The organism is Kribbella sp. DT2, assembly GCF_049844575.1.
In the GTDB taxonomy this organism is placed as follows: domain Bacteria; phylum Actinomycetota; class Actinomycetes; order Propionibacteriales; family Kribbellaceae; genus Kribbella.
The window spans coordinates 732286-748843 of record NZ_JBNCLH010000001.1 but is presented as its reverse complement, the minus strand read 5'-3'; the positions used below and the strand labels follow the sequence as shown (position 1 = coordinate 748843).

17 protein-coding genes are annotated in these 16558 nt (G+C 70.6%); 9 read left to right on the top strand and 8 right to left on the bottom strand.

Annotation, left to right across the window (positions count from 1 at the left end):
• Positions 1-14: 14 nt before the first annotated feature.
• Positions 15-539 carry an NADPH-dependent FMN reductase gene (locus ACLQ2O_RS03580; RefSeq protein WP_425827099.1) on the bottom strand — a complete coding sequence of 175 codons (525 nt, stop codon included), beginning with the start codon at positions 537-539 and terminating at the stop codon, positions 15-17.
• A 173-nt stretch (positions 540-712) separates the two neighbouring features.
• Here ACLQ2O_RS03580 and ACLQ2O_RS03575 point away from each other — a divergent pair, with 173 nt between their 5' ends.
• Positions 713-2947, top strand: coding sequence for a HelD family protein (locus ACLQ2O_RS03575; RefSeq protein ID WP_425827097.1), 2235 nt, complete (start codon positions 713-715; stop codon positions 2945-2947).
• Here ACLQ2O_RS03575 and ACLQ2O_RS03570 read toward each other — a convergent pair.
• Both ACLQ2O_RS03570 and ACLQ2O_RS03565 read right to left on the bottom strand, forming a co-directional pair.
• The gene (locus ACLQ2O_RS03570) at positions 2944-3435 is read right to left on the bottom strand and encodes a hypothetical protein (protein ID WP_425827095.1); all 492 of its coding nucleotides are present in this window, start codon (positions 3433-3435) and stop codon (positions 2944-2946) included. The two genes, ACLQ2O_RS03575 and ACLQ2O_RS03570, sit on opposite strands and share 4 nt — an antisense overlap.
• Positions 3436-3608: 173 nt before the next feature.
• Positions 3609-5375: a histidinol-phosphatase gene (locus ACLQ2O_RS03565; RefSeq protein WP_425827093.1), complete on the bottom strand. Its 1767-nt coding sequence runs from the start codon at positions 5373-5375 to the stop codon at positions 3609-3611.
• 188 nt (positions 5376-5563) lie between these two features.
• Here ACLQ2O_RS03565 and ACLQ2O_RS03560 point away from each other — a divergent pair, with 188 nt between their 5' ends.
• The 3 genes from ACLQ2O_RS03560 (at position 5564) to ACLQ2O_RS03550 (ending at position 7518) form a co-directional block, all read left to right on the top strand.
• A complete protein-coding gene (locus ACLQ2O_RS03560; RefSeq protein ID WP_425827091.1) occupies positions 5564-5995 on the top strand; it encodes a hypothetical protein in 432 nt (143 codons plus the stop codon).
• Positions 5996-6058: 63 nt separating this feature from the next.
• The gene (locus ACLQ2O_RS03555; protein WP_425827089.1) at positions 6059-6727 is read left to right on the top strand and encodes a hypothetical protein; all 669 of its coding nucleotides are present in this window, start codon (positions 6059-6061) and stop codon (positions 6725-6727) included.
• A complete protein-coding gene (locus ACLQ2O_RS03550; protein ID WP_425827087.1) occupies positions 6724-7518 on the top strand; it encodes a M23 family metallopeptidase in 795 nt (264 codons plus the stop codon). Before ACLQ2O_RS03555 ends, ACLQ2O_RS03550 begins: the two co-directional genes overlap by 4 nt.
• A 70-nt stretch (positions 7519-7588) precedes the next feature.
• Here ACLQ2O_RS03550 and ACLQ2O_RS03545 read toward each other — a convergent pair whose 3' ends face one another.
• Positions 7589-8998, bottom strand: a complete 1410-nt coding sequence (locus ACLQ2O_RS03545; protein ID WP_425827085.1) for a PLP-dependent aminotransferase family protein — start codon at positions 8996-8998, stop codon at positions 7589-7591.
• A 75-nt stretch (positions 8999-9073) separates the two neighbouring features.
• On the opposite strand from ACLQ2O_RS03545, the gene ACLQ2O_RS03540 reads away from it, so the two are divergent.
• Entirely contained in the window at positions 9074-10363 is a 1290-nt protein-coding gene (locus ACLQ2O_RS03540; protein WP_425827083.1) for an FAD-binding oxidoreductase, read from the top strand.
• A 3-nt stretch (positions 10364-10366) separates the two neighbouring features.
• Here the strand turns inward: ACLQ2O_RS03540 and ACLQ2O_RS03535 are convergent, their stop codons facing one another.
• Positions 10367-10762, bottom strand: a complete 396-nt coding sequence (locus tag ACLQ2O_RS03535; protein ID WP_425827081.1) for a VOC family protein — start codon at positions 10760-10762, stop codon at positions 10367-10369.
• 170 nt (positions 10763-10932) lie between these two features.
• On the bottom strand, positions 10933-11163 hold the full coding sequence (locus ACLQ2O_RS03530) for a hypothetical protein (protein ID WP_012924486.1): 231 nt from the start codon (positions 11161-11163) through the stop codon (positions 10933-10935).
• Between the two features lie 319 nt (positions 11164-11482).
• Between ACLQ2O_RS03530 and ACLQ2O_RS03525 the strand changes: the two genes are divergently transcribed.
• Both ACLQ2O_RS03525 and ACLQ2O_RS03520 read left to right on the top strand, forming a co-directional pair.
• On the top strand, positions 11483-12031 hold the full coding sequence (locus ACLQ2O_RS03525; RefSeq protein WP_425827078.1) for a MarR family transcriptional regulator: 549 nt from the start codon (positions 11483-11485) through the stop codon (positions 12029-12031).
• Between the two features lie 61 nt (positions 12032-12092).
• A complete protein-coding gene (locus ACLQ2O_RS03520; RefSeq protein ID WP_425827076.1) occupies positions 12093-12458 on the top strand; it encodes a VOC family protein in 366 nt (121 codons plus the stop codon).
• Here the strand turns inward: ACLQ2O_RS03520 and ACLQ2O_RS03515 are convergent, their stop codons facing one another.
• The gene (locus tag ACLQ2O_RS03515) at positions 12459-13262 is read right to left on the bottom strand and encodes a DUF3152 domain-containing protein (protein WP_425827074.1); all 804 of its coding nucleotides are present in this window, start codon (positions 13260-13262) and stop codon (positions 12459-12461) included.
• Positions 13263-13442: 180 nt separating this feature from the next.
• Here ACLQ2O_RS03515 and ACLQ2O_RS03510 point away from each other — a divergent pair, with 180 nt between their 5' ends.
• Both ACLQ2O_RS03510 and ACLQ2O_RS03505 read left to right on the top strand, forming a co-directional pair.
• On the top strand, positions 13443-15242 hold the full coding sequence (locus ACLQ2O_RS03510) for a protein-arginine deiminase family protein (protein WP_425827072.1): 1800 nt from the start codon (positions 13443-13445) through the stop codon (positions 15240-15242).
• Complete coding sequence (locus ACLQ2O_RS03505; protein WP_425827070.1) at positions 15239-16036, top strand: alpha/beta fold hydrolase; 798 nt, start codon at positions 15239-15241, stop codon at positions 16034-16036. Before ACLQ2O_RS03510 ends, ACLQ2O_RS03505 begins: the two co-directional genes overlap by 4 nt.
• On the opposite strand, the gene ACLQ2O_RS03500 is transcribed toward ACLQ2O_RS03505, so the two are convergent.
• Entirely contained in the window at positions 16026-16508 is a 483-nt protein-coding gene (locus ACLQ2O_RS03500) for a GNAT family N-acetyltransferase (RefSeq protein WP_425827068.1), read from the bottom strand. The genes ACLQ2O_RS03505 and ACLQ2O_RS03500 overlap by 11 nt on opposite strands.
• Positions 16509-16558 lie beyond the last annotated feature (50 nt).

The window sequence follows — 16558 nt, the reverse complement described above, 5'->3', positions numbered from 1 at the left end:
AAGGGTCTAGCTAATCAGGCCGGGTACGGCGTCGCCGCGCGGGCGTCGCGGAGGGCGCGGGCCCACCAGGCGAGCTGGTCGAGCAGAGAACGAGCTGCCGCGGCGGTCGCGAGGTCGTCGAGCTCCTCGGGCTCGTTCGATCCCGGGAACTGCTGGAAGCTGAGGGTCTCGCGGACGGTGACGGCGTGCAGCTCACCGAAGACGAGCCGGAGCTGCTCGGCGGCGCGCAGCCCGCGCGAGCGGCCGCCGTACACGACGAAGCCGATCGGTTTGCCGTACCAGGGCTCGCGGACGGTGTCGATCGCGGTCTTCAGGTCGCCGGGGTAGGCGTGGTTGTACTCGGGCGCGAGGATGACGACCGCGTCGGCCTGCGCGATCCGCGGCCGCAGGTCGTCGGTGACCGAGAGGTCGACCAGGTCGAGCTTGAAGTCGTCCCTGCTCTCCACCTGACGGCTGAACCACGTCATCAGCGCCCGGCAGAACGGACTGGCCTCGGCGCTGCGGACGAGGAGGGCCAGACGGAGCGGGTGAACGGTCACGTCGTACGACGGTAGTACTTCAACAACGCTTGAGGTCAAGCCGCTCGATGGGACTGCCTCGTGTTCACGGCGGCGAAATGCCGTAAAATCGTCGATTTGTGGCGTCCAAGAGAAATGCTTCCGGAAGCCAACGCGGTGCATTTTATCACGAGGGGTTGGAATTGCAGAATCCGGTGCAGTCGGAACAGGTTCACCTGGCCACGTTCTACGCGGCGCTGGACCGTGAGCGCGCCCAGGCCGAAGCTCGCCGCGAGGGCGAGCAGGTGGCCGGGACGCGGAACGCGCAGGCCCTGCACCAGCGTGACGGCCGGGTCCGCGACCTCAACGCGCGGCTCGCTCGGCTGAACGCGGCCGAGGAAGGCCTGTACTTCGGCCGCCTCGACGACAGCGACGGCGAGGTCCTGCACCTGGGCCGGATCGGCCTGCACGACGAGGACTACGAACCGCTGCTGGTCGACTGGCGAGCGCCCGCCGCCCGCCCGTTCTACGTGGCGACCGCGGTGCACAACCAGGGCGTCGTACGGCGGCGGCACATCCAGAGCCGGCTGCGCAAGGTGGTCGACGTCCAGGACGAGCAGCTCGATCTCGGCCGGACCGCGGAGGGCGAGTCGCGGCTCGGCACCGGGGTGATGGGCGAGGCGGTGCTGCTGAAGGCGCTCGAGGCTCGTCGGACCGGGACGATGGAGTCGATCGTGCAGACGATCCAGGCCGACCAGGACCGGATCATCCGGTCCGAGCTGCCGGGCGTGCTGGTCGTCCAGGGTGGTCCGGGGACGGGAAAGACCGCCATCGCGTTGCACCGGGCCGCTTACCTTCTGTACACCCATCGCGACCAGCTGGAAAAGCGCGGAATTCTGGTCGTCGGTCCCAATCCGACATTCCTGAAGTTCATCGGGCAGGTGCTGCCGTCGCTCGGTGAGGACGGTGTTCGACTCGTCACACTGGCCGAGCTCTACCCCGGCCTGACCGCGACCCGGCCGGAGTCCGCGGAAGCGGGCGAGGTGAAGGGCCGGGCGGTGATGGCCGAGGTGATCGAGCAGGCGGTCGCGAACCGGCAGTGGGTGCCGAGCAAGCCGCTGGAGGTGACGGTCGACCGGACCGTGCTGCGGCTCGACCCGGCGACCGCCGAGGACGCGCGGACCAGGGCACGCGAGCGGCGGCTGACGCACAACCAGGCCCGGCCGTTCTTCCTGACCGAGATCGTGGACGCGCTCGTCGACCAGTACGCCGAGATCATCGGCGCCGACCCGCTCGGCGGCGAGAACCTGCTCGACGAGTACGACCTGGCCGAGCTGCGCAAAGAGGTCATCGCCGAACCGGCCGTCCAGGAGCTGCTGCACCGCCTCTGGCCGAATCTGAGTCCCCGCGAGCTGCTCGTCGACCTGTACGGCGACGAGCGGCGCCTGGCCGAGGCCGCTCCGCAGCTGAGCGAGCTGGACCGCGAGCACCTGCTCCGGTACGGCGACGACTGGAGCCCGGCCGACGTACCGCTGCTCGACGAGGCGGCCGAGCTGCTCGGCGACGACGGGCAGGAGGTGGCCCGGCTGAAGGCGGAGCGGGCGCGCGCCATCGCTTACGCGCAAGGCTCTCTCGACGTACTGAGTGGATCGGGTTCGACGGACTTCGACGAGGACGACGAGTCGGAGGTGCTGACCGCGCGGGACATCCTGGACGCCGAGACCCTGGCCGAGCGGTTCGAGGCGGACGACGACCGGACGCTGGCCGAGCGGGCCGCGGCCGATCGGCGGTGGACGTACGGGCACGTGATCGTCGACGAGGCGCAGGAGCTGTCCCCGATGGCGTGGCGCGCGATCGCGCGGCGGTGCCCGCTGCGGTCGATGACGCTGGTCGGCGATGTCGCGCAGACGAGTGCGGCCGGCGGCGGCACGAGCTGGCGGCAGGCACTCGCGTCGACCTTCGGCGACCGCTGGCGGCTGGCCGAGCTGACGATGAACTACCGGACGCCGGCCGAGGTGATGGAGCTCGCCGGGCACGTGCTGCAACTGGTGGACCCGACGGCGAAGGCGCCGGAGTCGGTGCGGTCGACCGGGGTGAAGCCGTGGCACGTCGACGTCGTACCGGCTGATCAGGCGGCGTACGTCAGCAAGGTCGCCGGCGAGGAGGTCCAGCACGGGCAGGTCGGCGTGATCACGTCGCGGCTCCGGCTGGAGCTCGTCCAGGAGGCGGTCGGCGATCTGGCCGACGTCACGGTCCTGACGGTCGCCGGCGCGAAGGGCCTCGAGTTCGACTCCGTCCTCGTGGTCGACCCCGAAGGCATCATGCTCGAGTCACCCCGCGGCCTGCGCGACCTGTACGTCGCGCTGACGCGGTGCACCCAACGCCTCGGCGTGATCGGCGAACTGCCCGAGGTACTGGCCGAGTCAGCTGCGTGGGACGTCAGGAGTTAGTGGTCGGCGCAGCACTTCTGCTGGTGCTCGGCCTCGAAGGGGATGAGGACGCCGCCGGCAGCCGGTTGGACCTGGAGGATGACCTGCCCTTCGCGGCGGAGGGGGCGGACGAAGTCGCGGGTGTCGATGATCGATTCGTCGGTGATGGTGAGGCCGCCTAGGGCCTCGACGTAGTCGATGCCGGCCTTGGCGCGGAGGTCCGCGGCGGTCTGTACGCCGTGCGCGTGCTCGCGGCCGGGCCACCGGACCAGGCGGCCGGTGCCCAGGGCGGTCTCGACCGCGGCGACGTACGCGCCGCGGACGAGGGTGCTCGGGCCGGCCAGGTCGGGGGCGGTCGCGCCGGGGTGGGTAAAGGCCGAGCCCGCGCCGTGGTCGGTGCACCAAGCGCGGACATGGTCCTCGAGCTCGTCCGTCGGCGCGGTGATCGAGACGGCGAGGTGCGGCGTCTCGCCCCCGGTGATCAGGTGCGTGCACGCGATCACCAGCATTTCGGGGGTCAACCCGCGAGATGCGCCCTTGGCCCCCCGAATTTCGGTGGGCCAAGGGTCCATTTCATGGGTTAACCCACGAAATGGCACCGGGGACGGCGCCGGGCCGAGCAGTTCGTGCAGAACGTGCTCGGCCGCGGCGGTGTCGCGGCTGCCCGCGTCGACGGCGATGATCACCTTTTGGGAAGGACCCAGATCGGGTTCGTGTAGAACCACAGGTCCGCCCACGGGTCGGCGTCGCCGACCACGTCGAGCTGCGGGCCCGCCGGGTCGATCCCCGCACCGAGGTAGCCCGGCTGGCTGCGGTTGCCGTCGGTGCCACGAATCCGCACGTAGAACGGCTCCTCGGCCCGGCCCAGCGGCAGGACCAGCTCGAAGGTGCCGCGCTTGCCCGAGGTGTCCCACTGCCGGACGACCTTCGTGTCCGGGGCGGTGAACGTGTCGCGGTTGCTGACCGTGCCCTTGACCGCACCGCGGATCGCGTCGACCCGGTTCAGCTTCGGGACGAAGTTCGACCAGTTCGGCATCGTCTGGGTGCTGATCCGGACGACCAGCTCGACCGCGCGGCCGCGCCGTACGGTCAGCGCACCGCCGAGCGGCTCGCCGTACCGCTGGCCGGCCTCGCGGACCTCGACCTCGACGCCCTTGGCGAGCATGCCGTGGTCGACCCACATCCGGCCGGCCCGCAGGCCTTCCATCACCGACAGGTAGTCGCGGCGGTCGGCGCCGACGTGGGTGCGGCTGTAGTAACCGGGGAAGAAGTCGGCGGCGGTCCGGTTGACCGTGCCGCTGTAGACCGGGTCCATGTAGCGCCCGTCGCGGTCGAACTGCGCCTGGTCCGAACCGTCGGGACGGCGGGAGGTCTCGTTCCAGTTCACGTGGCTGTCGGAGTTCGCGCTGACCCACCACGGCTTGCCCTCGGCGAGCAGGCTGTCCCACAGGCCGCCGACGGTCGCGGTCATCCAGTCGAAGCCGCCCCAGGTTCGGTACGACTCGGCCGGGTAGCCGGCGAACGAGTTCGCGCTCGGGGCGTTGCCGTAGAGGCCGCGGGCCCCGCCGGCGCCGATCGAGGCCGGCAGGCCACCGGCCTGGTGGCCCGGCGCGCCCTCGAAGCCGATCGCGATCCGCGGGTCGGCGTCGCGCCAGTTGCGGATCTCGTGCGGGCTGTCGATGCCGTTGCGGGCCGGGTGGTTGGCCAGGAACAGCGCGTCCTGCACCCGGCGGCGGTCGACCTGCTGGCCGAGCCACTGGATGCCGGAGACCGCGAGCTGCTCGTTGGCCGGGGTGTTGCCGCTCGCGTTCTTCACGCTGCCGTCGTAGCTGTTCTCGAACTGCTTGAGCACCTCGACCTCGCGGCTGCCCGGCGCGACGAACACGGTGCCGTGCTCGGCGGCCGGGATGTTCCACTCCAGGCCCTGGAAGATCAGCGTGTTCTTCAGCTCGGTCCGGGCCGCCTTGATCTGCGGGTTGACCAGGTCGACACCGATCCGGGCGTGGGTAGCGCCGCCGTGGTCGGTGATGACCAGCCAGTCCAGCCCGTACGCCGTGGCGTGGCGGGCCTGGTCGATGACGCGGTACATGCCGTCCGAGCTCAGCTGGGTGTGGATGTGGTGGTCGCCGGCCAGCCAGACGTTCGGGCGCTTGTGCTGCTGGAAGATCCAGCCCGGCACGTTCTTCGGCGCCGCGGCGGCGGCCGCCTGCGCGCCGGTGACGGCCAGCGCCGCCGTACCGCCGAGGATGCCTGCCGAGCGCAGCAGCGAGCGGCGGCTCACCTCCGACGGCGAGAGGTCGGTGTCCGGGATCGACTCGTCCAGCGCGGCCAGCGTCGCGGCGTCCAGCTCGGTGTTCGGGTGGTGGTGGTCGTGACCGTGCCCCTGGCCGTGACCGTGGCCGTGCCCCTGGCCGTGATCGTCGTGATCGTGGTCGTGGGTGTGTCCCATCGTGCGTCCTCTCGGATGGCGGAATCCGGCGTGATCATCGCCTGTGTTCATGACGTGTGGGTGTTCTCCCGATGAACCGTCGGCGCCGGTGGTTGCCCTGTCCCCCTTGTTTTGCGACCATGTCGCGTTTGCCGCTAATCCATGGACAGAACCCCACCTGACGGCTTCACTGGTGGTCGGGGGGAATCATGGGGAACTCGGCCGCACGTTTCACGGCAGGGAGCGCGTTCCTGGCCGCCGTCGCGGGGATGACGGCCGGCCTCGTCGCCGTACTGGTCACCGGGCTCGTCGTCCTGGCGATGCACGAGCCCGAGGCCGACGCCTCGCGGGTCCAGGCCGTCGCGCCCGCCCGGGTCGTCCAGCCGACCCCGATCGCGACCGTCCCGGTGACGCCCCGGCCCACCTCGACCGCCGCGTCGGTCAAGGCGTTCGGGGACGTCCGGGAGCTGCCGGACGGCCTGCTCTGCCGGGACCTGAAGCAGCGCGGCTACGGCTACGGCGCCACCGTCGAGTACTGGAAGACCCAGCAGCAGCCCCCCCGAATGGATGCCAACCGCAACGGAATCCCCTGCGAGCAGCTGTACGCCGGGACGGAGGTCGACGCGTTCTGGCGGCAGTGAGCCCCGCCGAGCCCTGGACAAACACGGAAAGTGATGGCTGCATGGTCCGCAGGGGGGAAGGTCATGCAGAGAACACAACAGAAAGTGATCAAACGCTTCACCGAGCAGGGCAGCGCGACCTTGGTCGCGCTCGGCGGGGTGGCCGTCGGCGTCATCGCGGTCCTGCTCGTCTGGCTGGTGGTGCTGACGATGAACAAGAACGAGCCCGCGCCGGACAGCAGCGCGCCGGCTCGCGACGCGGCCGCGCCTGCTCCGGCGTCGGCGCCGTCGGTCGCGGCACCTTCGGTCGCGGCACCGACGGCGACCGTGACGATGGTGCCACGGCCGAGTGCGTCAGCGGCGCGGCCTGGGGACGTGCGGGGGCTGGCGGGTGGGTTGTTCTGCCGTGATCTGAAGGCGCGGGGGTACAGCTACGTCGCGGCGATCGACTACTGGCGGGTGCAGGGGCAGCCGAACCAGATGGACGCCGACCGGAACGGGATTCCCTGCGAAACGGTGTACTCGCGGGCGGACGTCGGGCAGTACTGGCGGGGTCGGGAGGTGCGGACGGTGGCGTCGGTGCCGGTCGGGCTGCTGTGCCGCGACCTGGTGTCGATGGGGGCGTCGTACGGGGACTCCGTCACCTACTGGTGGTACTCGGGCATGCCGAGCAGGATGGATGCCGACGGCAACGGGATTCCCTGTGAGACGGTGTATCCCGCCGTGGTGGTCAACGCGTTCTGGCGGCAGTGAGGGTGCGGCTCGCGGTGGTCTTCGGTACGGCGGCCGCCGGGGTGACGGCGGCCGGGCTGCTGGCGTTGTCGGGGCTGGGATTGCTGGATCGGGCGGCGGTGGAAGCGCCTGCGAAGACGGCGGCGCCACAGGTGAGTGCCAGTACTGCGCCTGGACCGAGTGTCGCGGCGACGCCGGACGCGGAGGTCGGGGCGACGCCGAGTCCGAGCACGGTTGCGACGAGCCCGCACAAGAAGGTGACACCGAGCCCTGTGCGGCTCCCGCCGATCAGGTACGTGTTCCCGGTGCAGGGGTGCGTGGCGTCGGCGTCCCAGGCTCACCACGACTACCCGGCGGCGGACATCTTCGCCAAGGCCGGTTGCCGGTTCGTCGCGCCGGTGGACGGGCGGGTGGACGAGGTGACGCGGGTGGACCGGTGGGATCCGAAGACCAACGTCGGTGCGGACCGGGGTGGGCTCGCCGTGTCGGTCGTCGGGCGGGACGGGGTCCGGTACTACGGCTCGCACCTGTCGTCGATCGCTGCGGGGATCCGTCCAGGGGTCGAGGTCCGGGCGGGTCAGGTACTCGGCCTGACCGGCCGGACCGGCAGTGCGCGCTCGACGCCGGCGCATCTGCACTTCGGGATCAGCTGGCCGACCGCGGCCGGGCGGTGGTGGATCCGGCGCGGGGCGGTGCCGCCGCAGGGGTTCCTGAGCAGCTTGGACAGAGGGAAGCCGGCGACGCCTGCGGGAGTGGTCGGGAGAGCCAAGGCGGCGTACGGCGTGGATCGCGGGTGCCGCGAGTACTGCTAGCGAAGCGGCCGGCAGAAGGTACGGAGGTCGTCGAGGTCGCTCTGCGGCACGGCGATCCGGAACGCGTCGATCATGGCCGGACGGTGCCGACGGCGCCGGCGAGCAAATCGATGCCTTCAGCAACTGCTTGCTCGGTCAGGCTGCCGTAGCCGAAGACCAGGCCGGGTGGGCCCGGCGGGGTGAACCAGTACGGCGTGAGCGGGTACACGCCGACGTCCCGGGCGCGCGCCGCGTCGACGACGGCCTCGGCGGGCAGGTCGGGCGGGAGCCAGGTGAGCAGGTGGAGCCCGGCGGAGACGCCGACCGGTTCGAAGTCGGGGAGCCGGTCGGCCAGTTGCGTGACCAGGAGGTCGCGGAGGTTCCGGTACCGCGGGCGCATCCGGCGCAGGTGGCGGTCGAACTCGCCGCGGGCGACGAAGTCGGCGAAGGTCAGCTGGTCGAGGACCGACGAGCCGCGGTCGTCGGTCAGCTTCGCGGCGGCAAGCGGCTCGACCAAGGCGTCGGGGAGAACCAGCCAGCCGAGGCGGAGGCCGGGCGCGAGCGTCTTGCTCGCCGTACCGGCGTAGACGACGCGGTCGGGGGCGAGGCCCTGGATGGCACCGATCGGTTCGCGGTCGTAGCGGTACTCGGCGTCGTAGTCGTCCTCGAGGATCAGGGCGTTGCGGCGTACGGCCCACTCGACCAGCGCGGCGCGGGTCTCGGGCGACGCGACCGCGCCGATCGGCATCTGGTGCGCCGCGGTGACCAGCACGAGGTCCGCGCCGGATCGGTCAAGGGCCGCCACGTCCACGCCGGAGTCGAGGACCGGTACGCCGACCACCACCAGCCCGGCGGTGACGGCGACGTCGCGCAGGTCGTAGTCGGACGGGTCCTCGAGCGCGATCTTCCGGTAGCCGGCCGCGGCGAGGACCTGGAAGAGCAGCCGGGAGCCCTGGGCGAAACCGTGGCAGATCAGCATGTTCTCCGGCCGGGCCGACGTACCGCGGACGCGGTTGAGGTAGTCGGCCAGCGCCTCACGGAGGTCGGGCGCGCCCTGGCCGCTCAGGTAGGAGAAGGTGCGGTGCGGGGTCTCGTTCAGGACCCGGCGGACGGATCGCAGCCAGGCCGCGCGGGGGAACTGCGTGACGTCGGGACGGCTGTACTTGAAGTCGATCCTGGGCGGGCCGGCAGGCTTGTGGTTGGCGCGAGTCGACGGTTGCGCACGCGCTGTCTGCGCGACCTGGGTGTAGCCGCCGGTCCGGCTGACCAGGTAGCCCTCGGCGACGAGCTGCTGGTACGCCTCGACGACGACGCCGCGGGACAGGCCTAGGTCGTTCGCGAGCGCTCGCGACGACGGCAGTACGGCGTCCGCGCGCAGCAGGCCTTCGCGGATCCGCTCGCGGATCCCGGTCTCCAGCTGCTGGTGCAGCGGCACGGCGCTGCCGCGCTGGATCTCGACCAGCAGCTCACCGGTACCGGAACCGGTCCTCGAACGGCTCATGGAATTGGACCTTATCCGCGCTGCGGGGCGCTGTCAGGGTGATTGCACCAGCACTTGTGGACAAGGAGCCCTGCCATGATCACGACCGAGATCCAGCTGCCGGTGATGTTGCAGGCCGGCGATCCGGGATACGACGAAGCACGCACGGTGTGGAACGCGATGATCGAGCGGCGACCCGCGGTGATCGCCCGGTGCGCCTCGACCGCGGAGGTCGCGGCGGCGGTGCGGTACGGGCGGAGCCGGTCGCTGGAGATCGGGGTGCGCTGCGGCGGGCACAACATCGCCGGGCTGGCGGTTCCGGACGGCGGGCTGATGATCGACCTGACGCCGATGGGCGCCGTACGGGTTGATCCCGTACGGCGGTTGGCGTGGGTGCAGGGCGGGGCGTTGCTGGGTGAACTGGATCGGGCCGCGCAGGAGCACGGGCTGGCGACCACGGCCGGGAACGTCTCGCACACCGGGGTCGGCGGGCTGACGCTGGGCGGCGGGATGGGCTGGCTGGCTCGCCGGTACGGGTTGGCCTGCGACAACGTCGTCTCGTACGAGGTCGTCACCGCTGACGGGGAGGTCGTGCGGGCGGCGGCGGACGAGAACCCGGAGCTGTTCTGGGGGCTGCGTGGCGGCGGTGGGAACTTCGGGATCGTGACGTCGTTCGAGTTCCGGCTGCACGCGGTCGGGACGTCCACCGTGGTCGCCGACTTCGCGTTCTCGGCGGACGAGGGGTTCGCGGTGCTCGCGGGGTGGCGGGAGCTGAGCGCCACGGCGCCGCGAGAGGCGACGTTCACGGCGTACGTGGCCGGGGACGTGGTACGGGTCGGCTTCGTGTGGGTCGGGGATCCAGTCGCGGGTGCGTCGTTGCTGCCGGCCTTGCGTGGGTTGGGGTCCGTTGTCGAGGAGGACGTGCGGGAGATGTCGTACTTGACGCTCCAGACTCGGGACGACAACGTGCAGGGGCACCGGTACCGGCGGTACTGGAAGGGGCACTACTTCACGTCGCTGCCGGACGAGGCGCTGCGGGCGTTGCTGCGGAACCCGGGGATCGGCGCGAGCCTGCAGTCGTACGGCGGTGCGATCGCCGACGTACCGGACGCCGATGCGGCATTCGGTCACCGCGACACGGCGTTCGAGTTCGTCACCGCGACGCGGTGGGAGGATCCGGCCGATGACGCGGAGCGGATCGCGACGGTGCGCGCGTACGCCGCCGGGCTCGAGCCGTACGCGAGCGGTGCGTACGTGAACACGCTCAACGGAGAGCCCGTACGGCGTGCCTTCCCGGCGGCGAAGCTCGCGCGGCTGCGGGCGCTGAAGACGGTCTGGGACCCGGCGAACGTGTTCCACCTGAACCAGAACATCTCGCCCAGCTGAGCGCTACTTGTTCGCGTAGTACTCGGGCTTCATCTGGATCAGCTGGACGTAGTTGCCGTCGGGATCGGTGAGGGTCGCGAACTTGCCGATGCCGCGGTCCTCCGGCTCGACCAGCCACTCGACGTCCAGGGTGCGCAGGTGGTCGGCGCCGGCCTCGATGTCGTCGACGGCGAAGTTCACGATGAACCGGCCGGGCTCGGGCGCCGTCGCGGCGACGTCGTCGCGGTGCTCGATCACCAGGCCGAAGCCGCCGAGATCGAGGTTGCCGTAGCCGTCGACGCCGGCGTGGAAGGCGTCGCGGTACCAGGTCTTCAGCCGCTCGGGGTCGGAGCTGCCGAGCAGCATGCTGTTCAGAACGGGCCGGGCCATCGTGGTCTCCTCGGGTCGTGGGTCGGTCACACCGGGAACGTCGGAGACCAGGGCCGTGCTTCGACGGCGGTGCACGAAAGAACCGCCCACACCCGGCTTTGTGGGCCGTGGTGCGGGCGGTTCGTCGTACTCGTGGTTCGCACTGGGTCGATCAGGTCGTGCTGCGTCAACAGGGAGTGCGCAGTACGTCGGTTCGGTCTTCAGCGCGGGGCTACGTCCCACATGCGCTCGCCGGGCAGGGGGTCGGGGAGCCGGTCCACGGCGGGCATCGGGTCGTTGGTGACCCGCAGTCCGGCGAAGCGACGGCTCATGGCGTGGGCGTACCGCTCGGCCAACGCCGGTTCGGCGTTGTAGTCGGCGATCACGTGCTCACCGAACCAGACTCGGACGCGTCGGCGCTCGGACGTCTGGGTGGCGGTGGCGGTTGTCACTGGTCCTCCTGGCAGATCTGAGGGGTTGTCGGCCTTCGACGCGGAGCGAGCGCGATGACGGTTAGCCGTGTGTTCACCGTCACGTCAGGTGCAACGCACGACCTGGAGCCGAGGTCACGCTTCGGTCCCGATTTCTCAGAAAGAAAAGTGGATTTTCTGATCAGTTCGCTCGAACGAATGTTCCTTTGTCCGGAATTCACAGCTCAATTCGCTGAACCGCAATCGGAACAGGTGTTCGATTGTTGGGTGGGTCGGAATTCACAGCGATTCCTCAGGAACGACACGCCGAACTGTCAGCGGGGGTCCGTAGGCTGGAACGGTGACCATCGAAGAGACGGGGACCAGGGCGCTGGCCGTGCCCGAGCGGGACGTGCCGTTGAGCGGGATCGCGACGGTGCAGACCGAGCAGCTGATCGGCGACGTGGGGGACGCGCTGCGTCTGCTGGACGCCGTGGAGCGGGTTCGGGGACACGCGCACCCCTTGATCCTGGGGCTGCAGGACGCGGTCGGGATGAAGATGCCGGCGGCGCTCGTGCTCAGCGCGATCTCCAACGGGCGGGACTCGGCGGCGGCTGTCGCCGAGCAGGTCGGGACGACGACCGGCGAGGCCGAGCTGGCGATCGCCGAGCTGGCCGGGCTGGGGCTGGTGAAGACCGAGCCGGTGCTGATGGTGACGGGGATGGGCCAGGCGCGGTTGTCGCAGCTCGACGCGTTGACCGTGCGGGTGCTGGACGTGATCACCGGGATTCTCGGGCCGGCGGATGCCGCACAGTTGGTGCGGCTGCTGCACACGGTGGCCGACGGGCTGGAGACGGCCACGGTGACCGCGGCGGTCGGTCAGGTGGTTCCGCAGGCCCTGCACAACTGAGATGTCGAGAAGGCGAACGTGCTGCCGACGTACCAGGAAAACCAACTGGTAGGAGGCGGACATGTTCGGAAAGACGCAGGCGTTCAGCGGGTTCTCGGTGGACGACGTCCCGGCGGCCAAGGAGTTCTACACCGGGACGCTCGGGCTCGACGTCGACGAGGAGCACGGGATGCTGCAGCTCAAGATCGCGGGCGGGCATCCGGTGCTGGTCTACCCCAAGGACGATCACACGCCGGCCGCGTACACGACGCTCAACTTCCCGGTCGCGGACATCGCCGCGGCCGCGCGGGAGCTGGCCGCGCGCGGCGTGACGTTCGAGCGGTACGACGACGGCCAGGACGAGCTCGGCGTGCTGCGGACCGAAGGCCCGCCGATCGCCTGGTTCAAGGACCCGGCGGGCAACGTGCTCTCGATCATCGAGGAGTGATCAGGTCCCCGGGATCGGGTCGTCGTACTTGCCGAGACGCCCTTCGTAGCGGCGTCCGTCCTGGTACGGCCAGGCGTACGGGGTGCAGCCGTGCAGGCCGAGGGTCTGCTGCTGCATCACCGGCGCCGGCCGACCAGCGGCCGGGCAGAGCTCGTGGGCCTCGCCGAGGCGATGGCCGGTCTCGTGGTTCAGCATGTACTTGCGGTACTCGGTGAGCGAGGCGCCGTAGTTCGGGACGCCGTTCACCCAGCGCGCGATGTTCAGTACGACGCGCTGCCCGATCCGGCAACTCGTGTAGTGGTCGTAGCCGCCACCGCAGAGCACGTCCCTGGTCGCGGGCGTCACGAACATCAGCTTGAAGCCGGGATCCTGACCAGGCCCGACCTGCCGGAAACGCCACTTCCCGCCGGCCGTCCAGCCCTGCGGAGCGCCGTACGTCGTACGAACGAAACGGCCCAGCTCGGTCTTGTCGATGCCCTTGATGCCGTTCTCGAGGTCGATCTCGAAGGTGAGCAGGCGCCCCTCGGTGCCGATCGTCTCCGGAGAACCGGGAAGGACCGCGTACGACGCCCCGCCCCGCTCCGGGTAGGTGATCGTCGGAGCCGGCAGCGGGTCGGCGGGCTTGGCCGGAGTCTGTGGGCTGCCCTCGGCAGGCGTGCTGCCGGCCTCGCTCGACTGCGACACCGCGACCGGCGCGCGATCGGGCAGGTCGCGCCGCGCGAACGGGCTGGCCGGTAGTTCGAACAGGCCGACCACCACGAGTGCCGCGACGACACCCAGGCCGACGATCCTCACCGTGCGCATCTGCTGGGACTCCTCACCGCGCCCCAGGGGTGAGCGCGTCCTCACCTGTACTTGTCTGTTCGGGCAAAAACCCTTCTCCACCGGCGGGTGGACCACGGAAATCCCCCTGCTGGATTTGGTACAGCCGTGTTAGTTTGAGCGAGAAACAGCACGGGTGTGTCAAATACTTGGGAGTCAGTGATGAGACGTTGGGTGACAGGTCTGGCGACGGCCGCGGTGGTGGCCGCGTCCACACCGGCGACGGTCGCGTGGGGTGCCGGTACGACGAACGCCGAACTGCGCGCGGACGTGAACCGCGACGGGCTGGTGACGCGGGCGGACGAGGCCGGTGAGGGGTCGTGGTCCGGTCAGCGCGGGGCGATCTTCCTCGCGAACGTGGACGACGACGAGCGGCGCTGCTCCGTCGACCCGGCCACGCTCGAGGACCCCGGCCCGGCCGTCGACACGAAGCTTGCCGCGTGCAACGACTCGGCGGACGAGCGGATCAACGGGCCGCGGGACCTGAAGGACCTGGCCCCGCTGGACGTCCCCGCCGCGCGCGGACTGAGCCGGTCCGCGACCGGCCGGCTGGACGTCGTACCGGCGGACAAGGCGCGGATCTTCGCGGACGGTCAAGTAGCCGAGGAGTTGAGCGCCGACCAGCTGCGCCGTGGGGTGCGGCTCGGGCTGGAGGGGCGAGACGTCCTGCGCGACCGCGCGAAGTGGGACGGGACGATCACGGTCACGCTGACCGTCACCGATCACGGCCGGACCGCGACCGATGTCGTGAAGCTGCGGGTCGCGCCGCTGATGCTGCAGAACGATCTGCAACGGGCTGAGACCATCCTGGCGGGCAAGCCCAACCAGGGCGGCGGGGGCGAGTTCCCGTACCCGCCGGGTGTGCCGGGCGAGTGGGACGCGTTCGCGAAGACGCTCGGCAAGGCGACGCGGTCGAGCGGCGCGAAGCTCCAGTACGTGCAGGGCACGCCCAACGGCTGGAAGGACATGTGGTTGCAGGACACGTTCGAGCCGGCCACCGCGAGCATGCCGGCGGCCGGCGGTGCGCACACGATGCGCGTGCTGATCCGGTCGGGCAACGTGTGGGACTTCGGCACGCCGGAGGAGCCGCTGCCGACGCCGCGACCGGCTGGACGGCTGCTGTTCCGCGATCTGCGCGGGCCGGACGTCGGCGTCGTGCAGGAGCTGAGTCCGACCGCTTCGCCGGATGCCGACGACCTGCTCAACATGGGGGGCAACATCGAGACACTGCCGCCGTACGCCGGGTACCCGAACGGGCGGGTCCTGTACGGCGCGGGCGAGCGGAAGCCTGATCCTGGGTTCCTGGAGCTGGTGACCGGGCAGGGGTTCCAGGATCCGGTGCGGGTGGACACGTCCTGGCTCGCGATCGGGCACGCGGACGAGACGACGCACGTCGTACGGGCCGACAACGCGCGGGGATGGACGCTGGCGGTCGCGGATCCTCGGCTGGCCGAGAAGCTTCTCCGGGAGGCCCAGCGCGCGGGCGCCGGGAACGAGAAGCTGTTCGCCGACACCAACTCGCCGCGCAAGCCGACGGTCGACGAGATCCTTGCTGATGGCAAGCACTTGGCGAACAACCGCGCTGCCGCCGAGCACATCGACGAGCAGCTGGCGATTCTCGTGAAGGCGACCGGGTTGCGCTCCGACGAGCTCGTGCGGCTGCCGGTGTTCTTCGAGGCGCACCCGGAGCTGCCGGGGCTGCGGGCGATGACGCCGGGGCTGATGAACGGACTTTCGCTGACCGACCGGCAGTTCGCGGCGCCGGATCCGCACGGGCCGAAGGTGGGCGGGGTGGACGTCTTCAAGGCGACCGCGGAGCGCGCGCTCCGGCGTACCGGCGTACGGGTGCACTGGGTCGAGAACTTCTTCTGGTCGCACCTCGGCGGCGGTGAGGTGCACTGCGCGACCAACGCGCTGCGCGACACCCGCGGGAGCGACCGGTGGTGGTTGGATCAGGTGTGACTCTTTCGATCAGCACGCCGGACGGACGCATCGTCGGCTACAGCCTGTACGGCGATCCGGACGGCGTGCCGGTCGTCTTCCACGTCGGCACCCCGAGCACGCGGCAGAGGCGGCCGGACGTCGTACGGGCGACTGCGGACAGTGGGATCCGGCTGCTGACGTTCGACCGGCCCGGGTACGCCGAGTCGACGCGGCAGGTCGGGCGGAGGGTGGCCGACGTGGCCGCTGACGTGCGGTTGCTCGCCGATGCGCAGGGGTGGGAGCGGTTCGCGGTGGCCGGTGGGTCTGGTGGCGGGCCGCATGCGTTGGCTTGTGCGGCGTTGATGCCGGAGCGGGTGGTGCGGTGTGCGGTGGTGGGCGGGATCGCTCCCGCGCCGGCCGACGGGCCGGAGCCGACCGAGGAGGCGCTCAGGCCGGGGACGGAGCAGACCGCGCGGGAGATCATGGCGCTGATCGAGGCGGGTGGACCGGAGATCCCGCCGGGGCCGAACGAGCCCGCGGGTCCGCCGGCGTTGGAGGATCCCGCGGCGATGGCTCGGGTGCGGGCGACGTTCGTGGACAGTCACGACGGGTGGATCGACGACAACCTGGCGTTCGCCCGGGACTGGGGGTTCGCGCTGGGCGCGATCGCGGTGCCGGTGAGTCTGTGGTTCGGGTCGGCGGGTGAGCGGGACCGGCAGCAGGCTGCTCAGCTGGCGGCGGCGATTCCGTCGGCGGAGACCTTCGAGTACGTCGGCGGCCACATCCAGAACGACACGGAGTACCGGCGGATGCTGGCCTGGCTCAGCGCGTGATGCGGAGGCGTTGGGCCGGGTAGCGGCTCTCGACGAAGCCCAGGGAGCGGTAGAGCTGGTCGCCGTACTGGGTGGCGTGAAGCTCGATCTGGCCGGCCGGGGTCTCGTCGCGGAACCAGTCGAGCAGGGCGATCACGCAGGCGCGCGCCAGACCGCGGCGGCGGAACTCGGGGTCGGTGCTGACGTTGTAGAGGGTGCCTCGGGCGACGGAGAGGTCGTTGGGCCCTGGCGCGTGGGAGTTGAGGTGGCCGGTGGCACCGGCCACCACGCCGGCCGCCGGGTCGTCGACGACGAAGGTCGCGAAGCGCTCGGTCGCCGGGAGTTGCTCGGTGAAGTAGCGCAGGGCCACAGCTCGCCACGGTGCGTTCTCGTCGCCGACGTCCGTGCCCATCGCGTCGAGCATCAGCCCGCGCAGGCGGACGAGTGCTTCGGCGTCGTCGGGTGTGGCTCGGCGTACCTCGATGTCGGCCACGGGGACGATTCTGCCGAACTTTCCGGTCCCGGCCGGAATCGAACCAATGG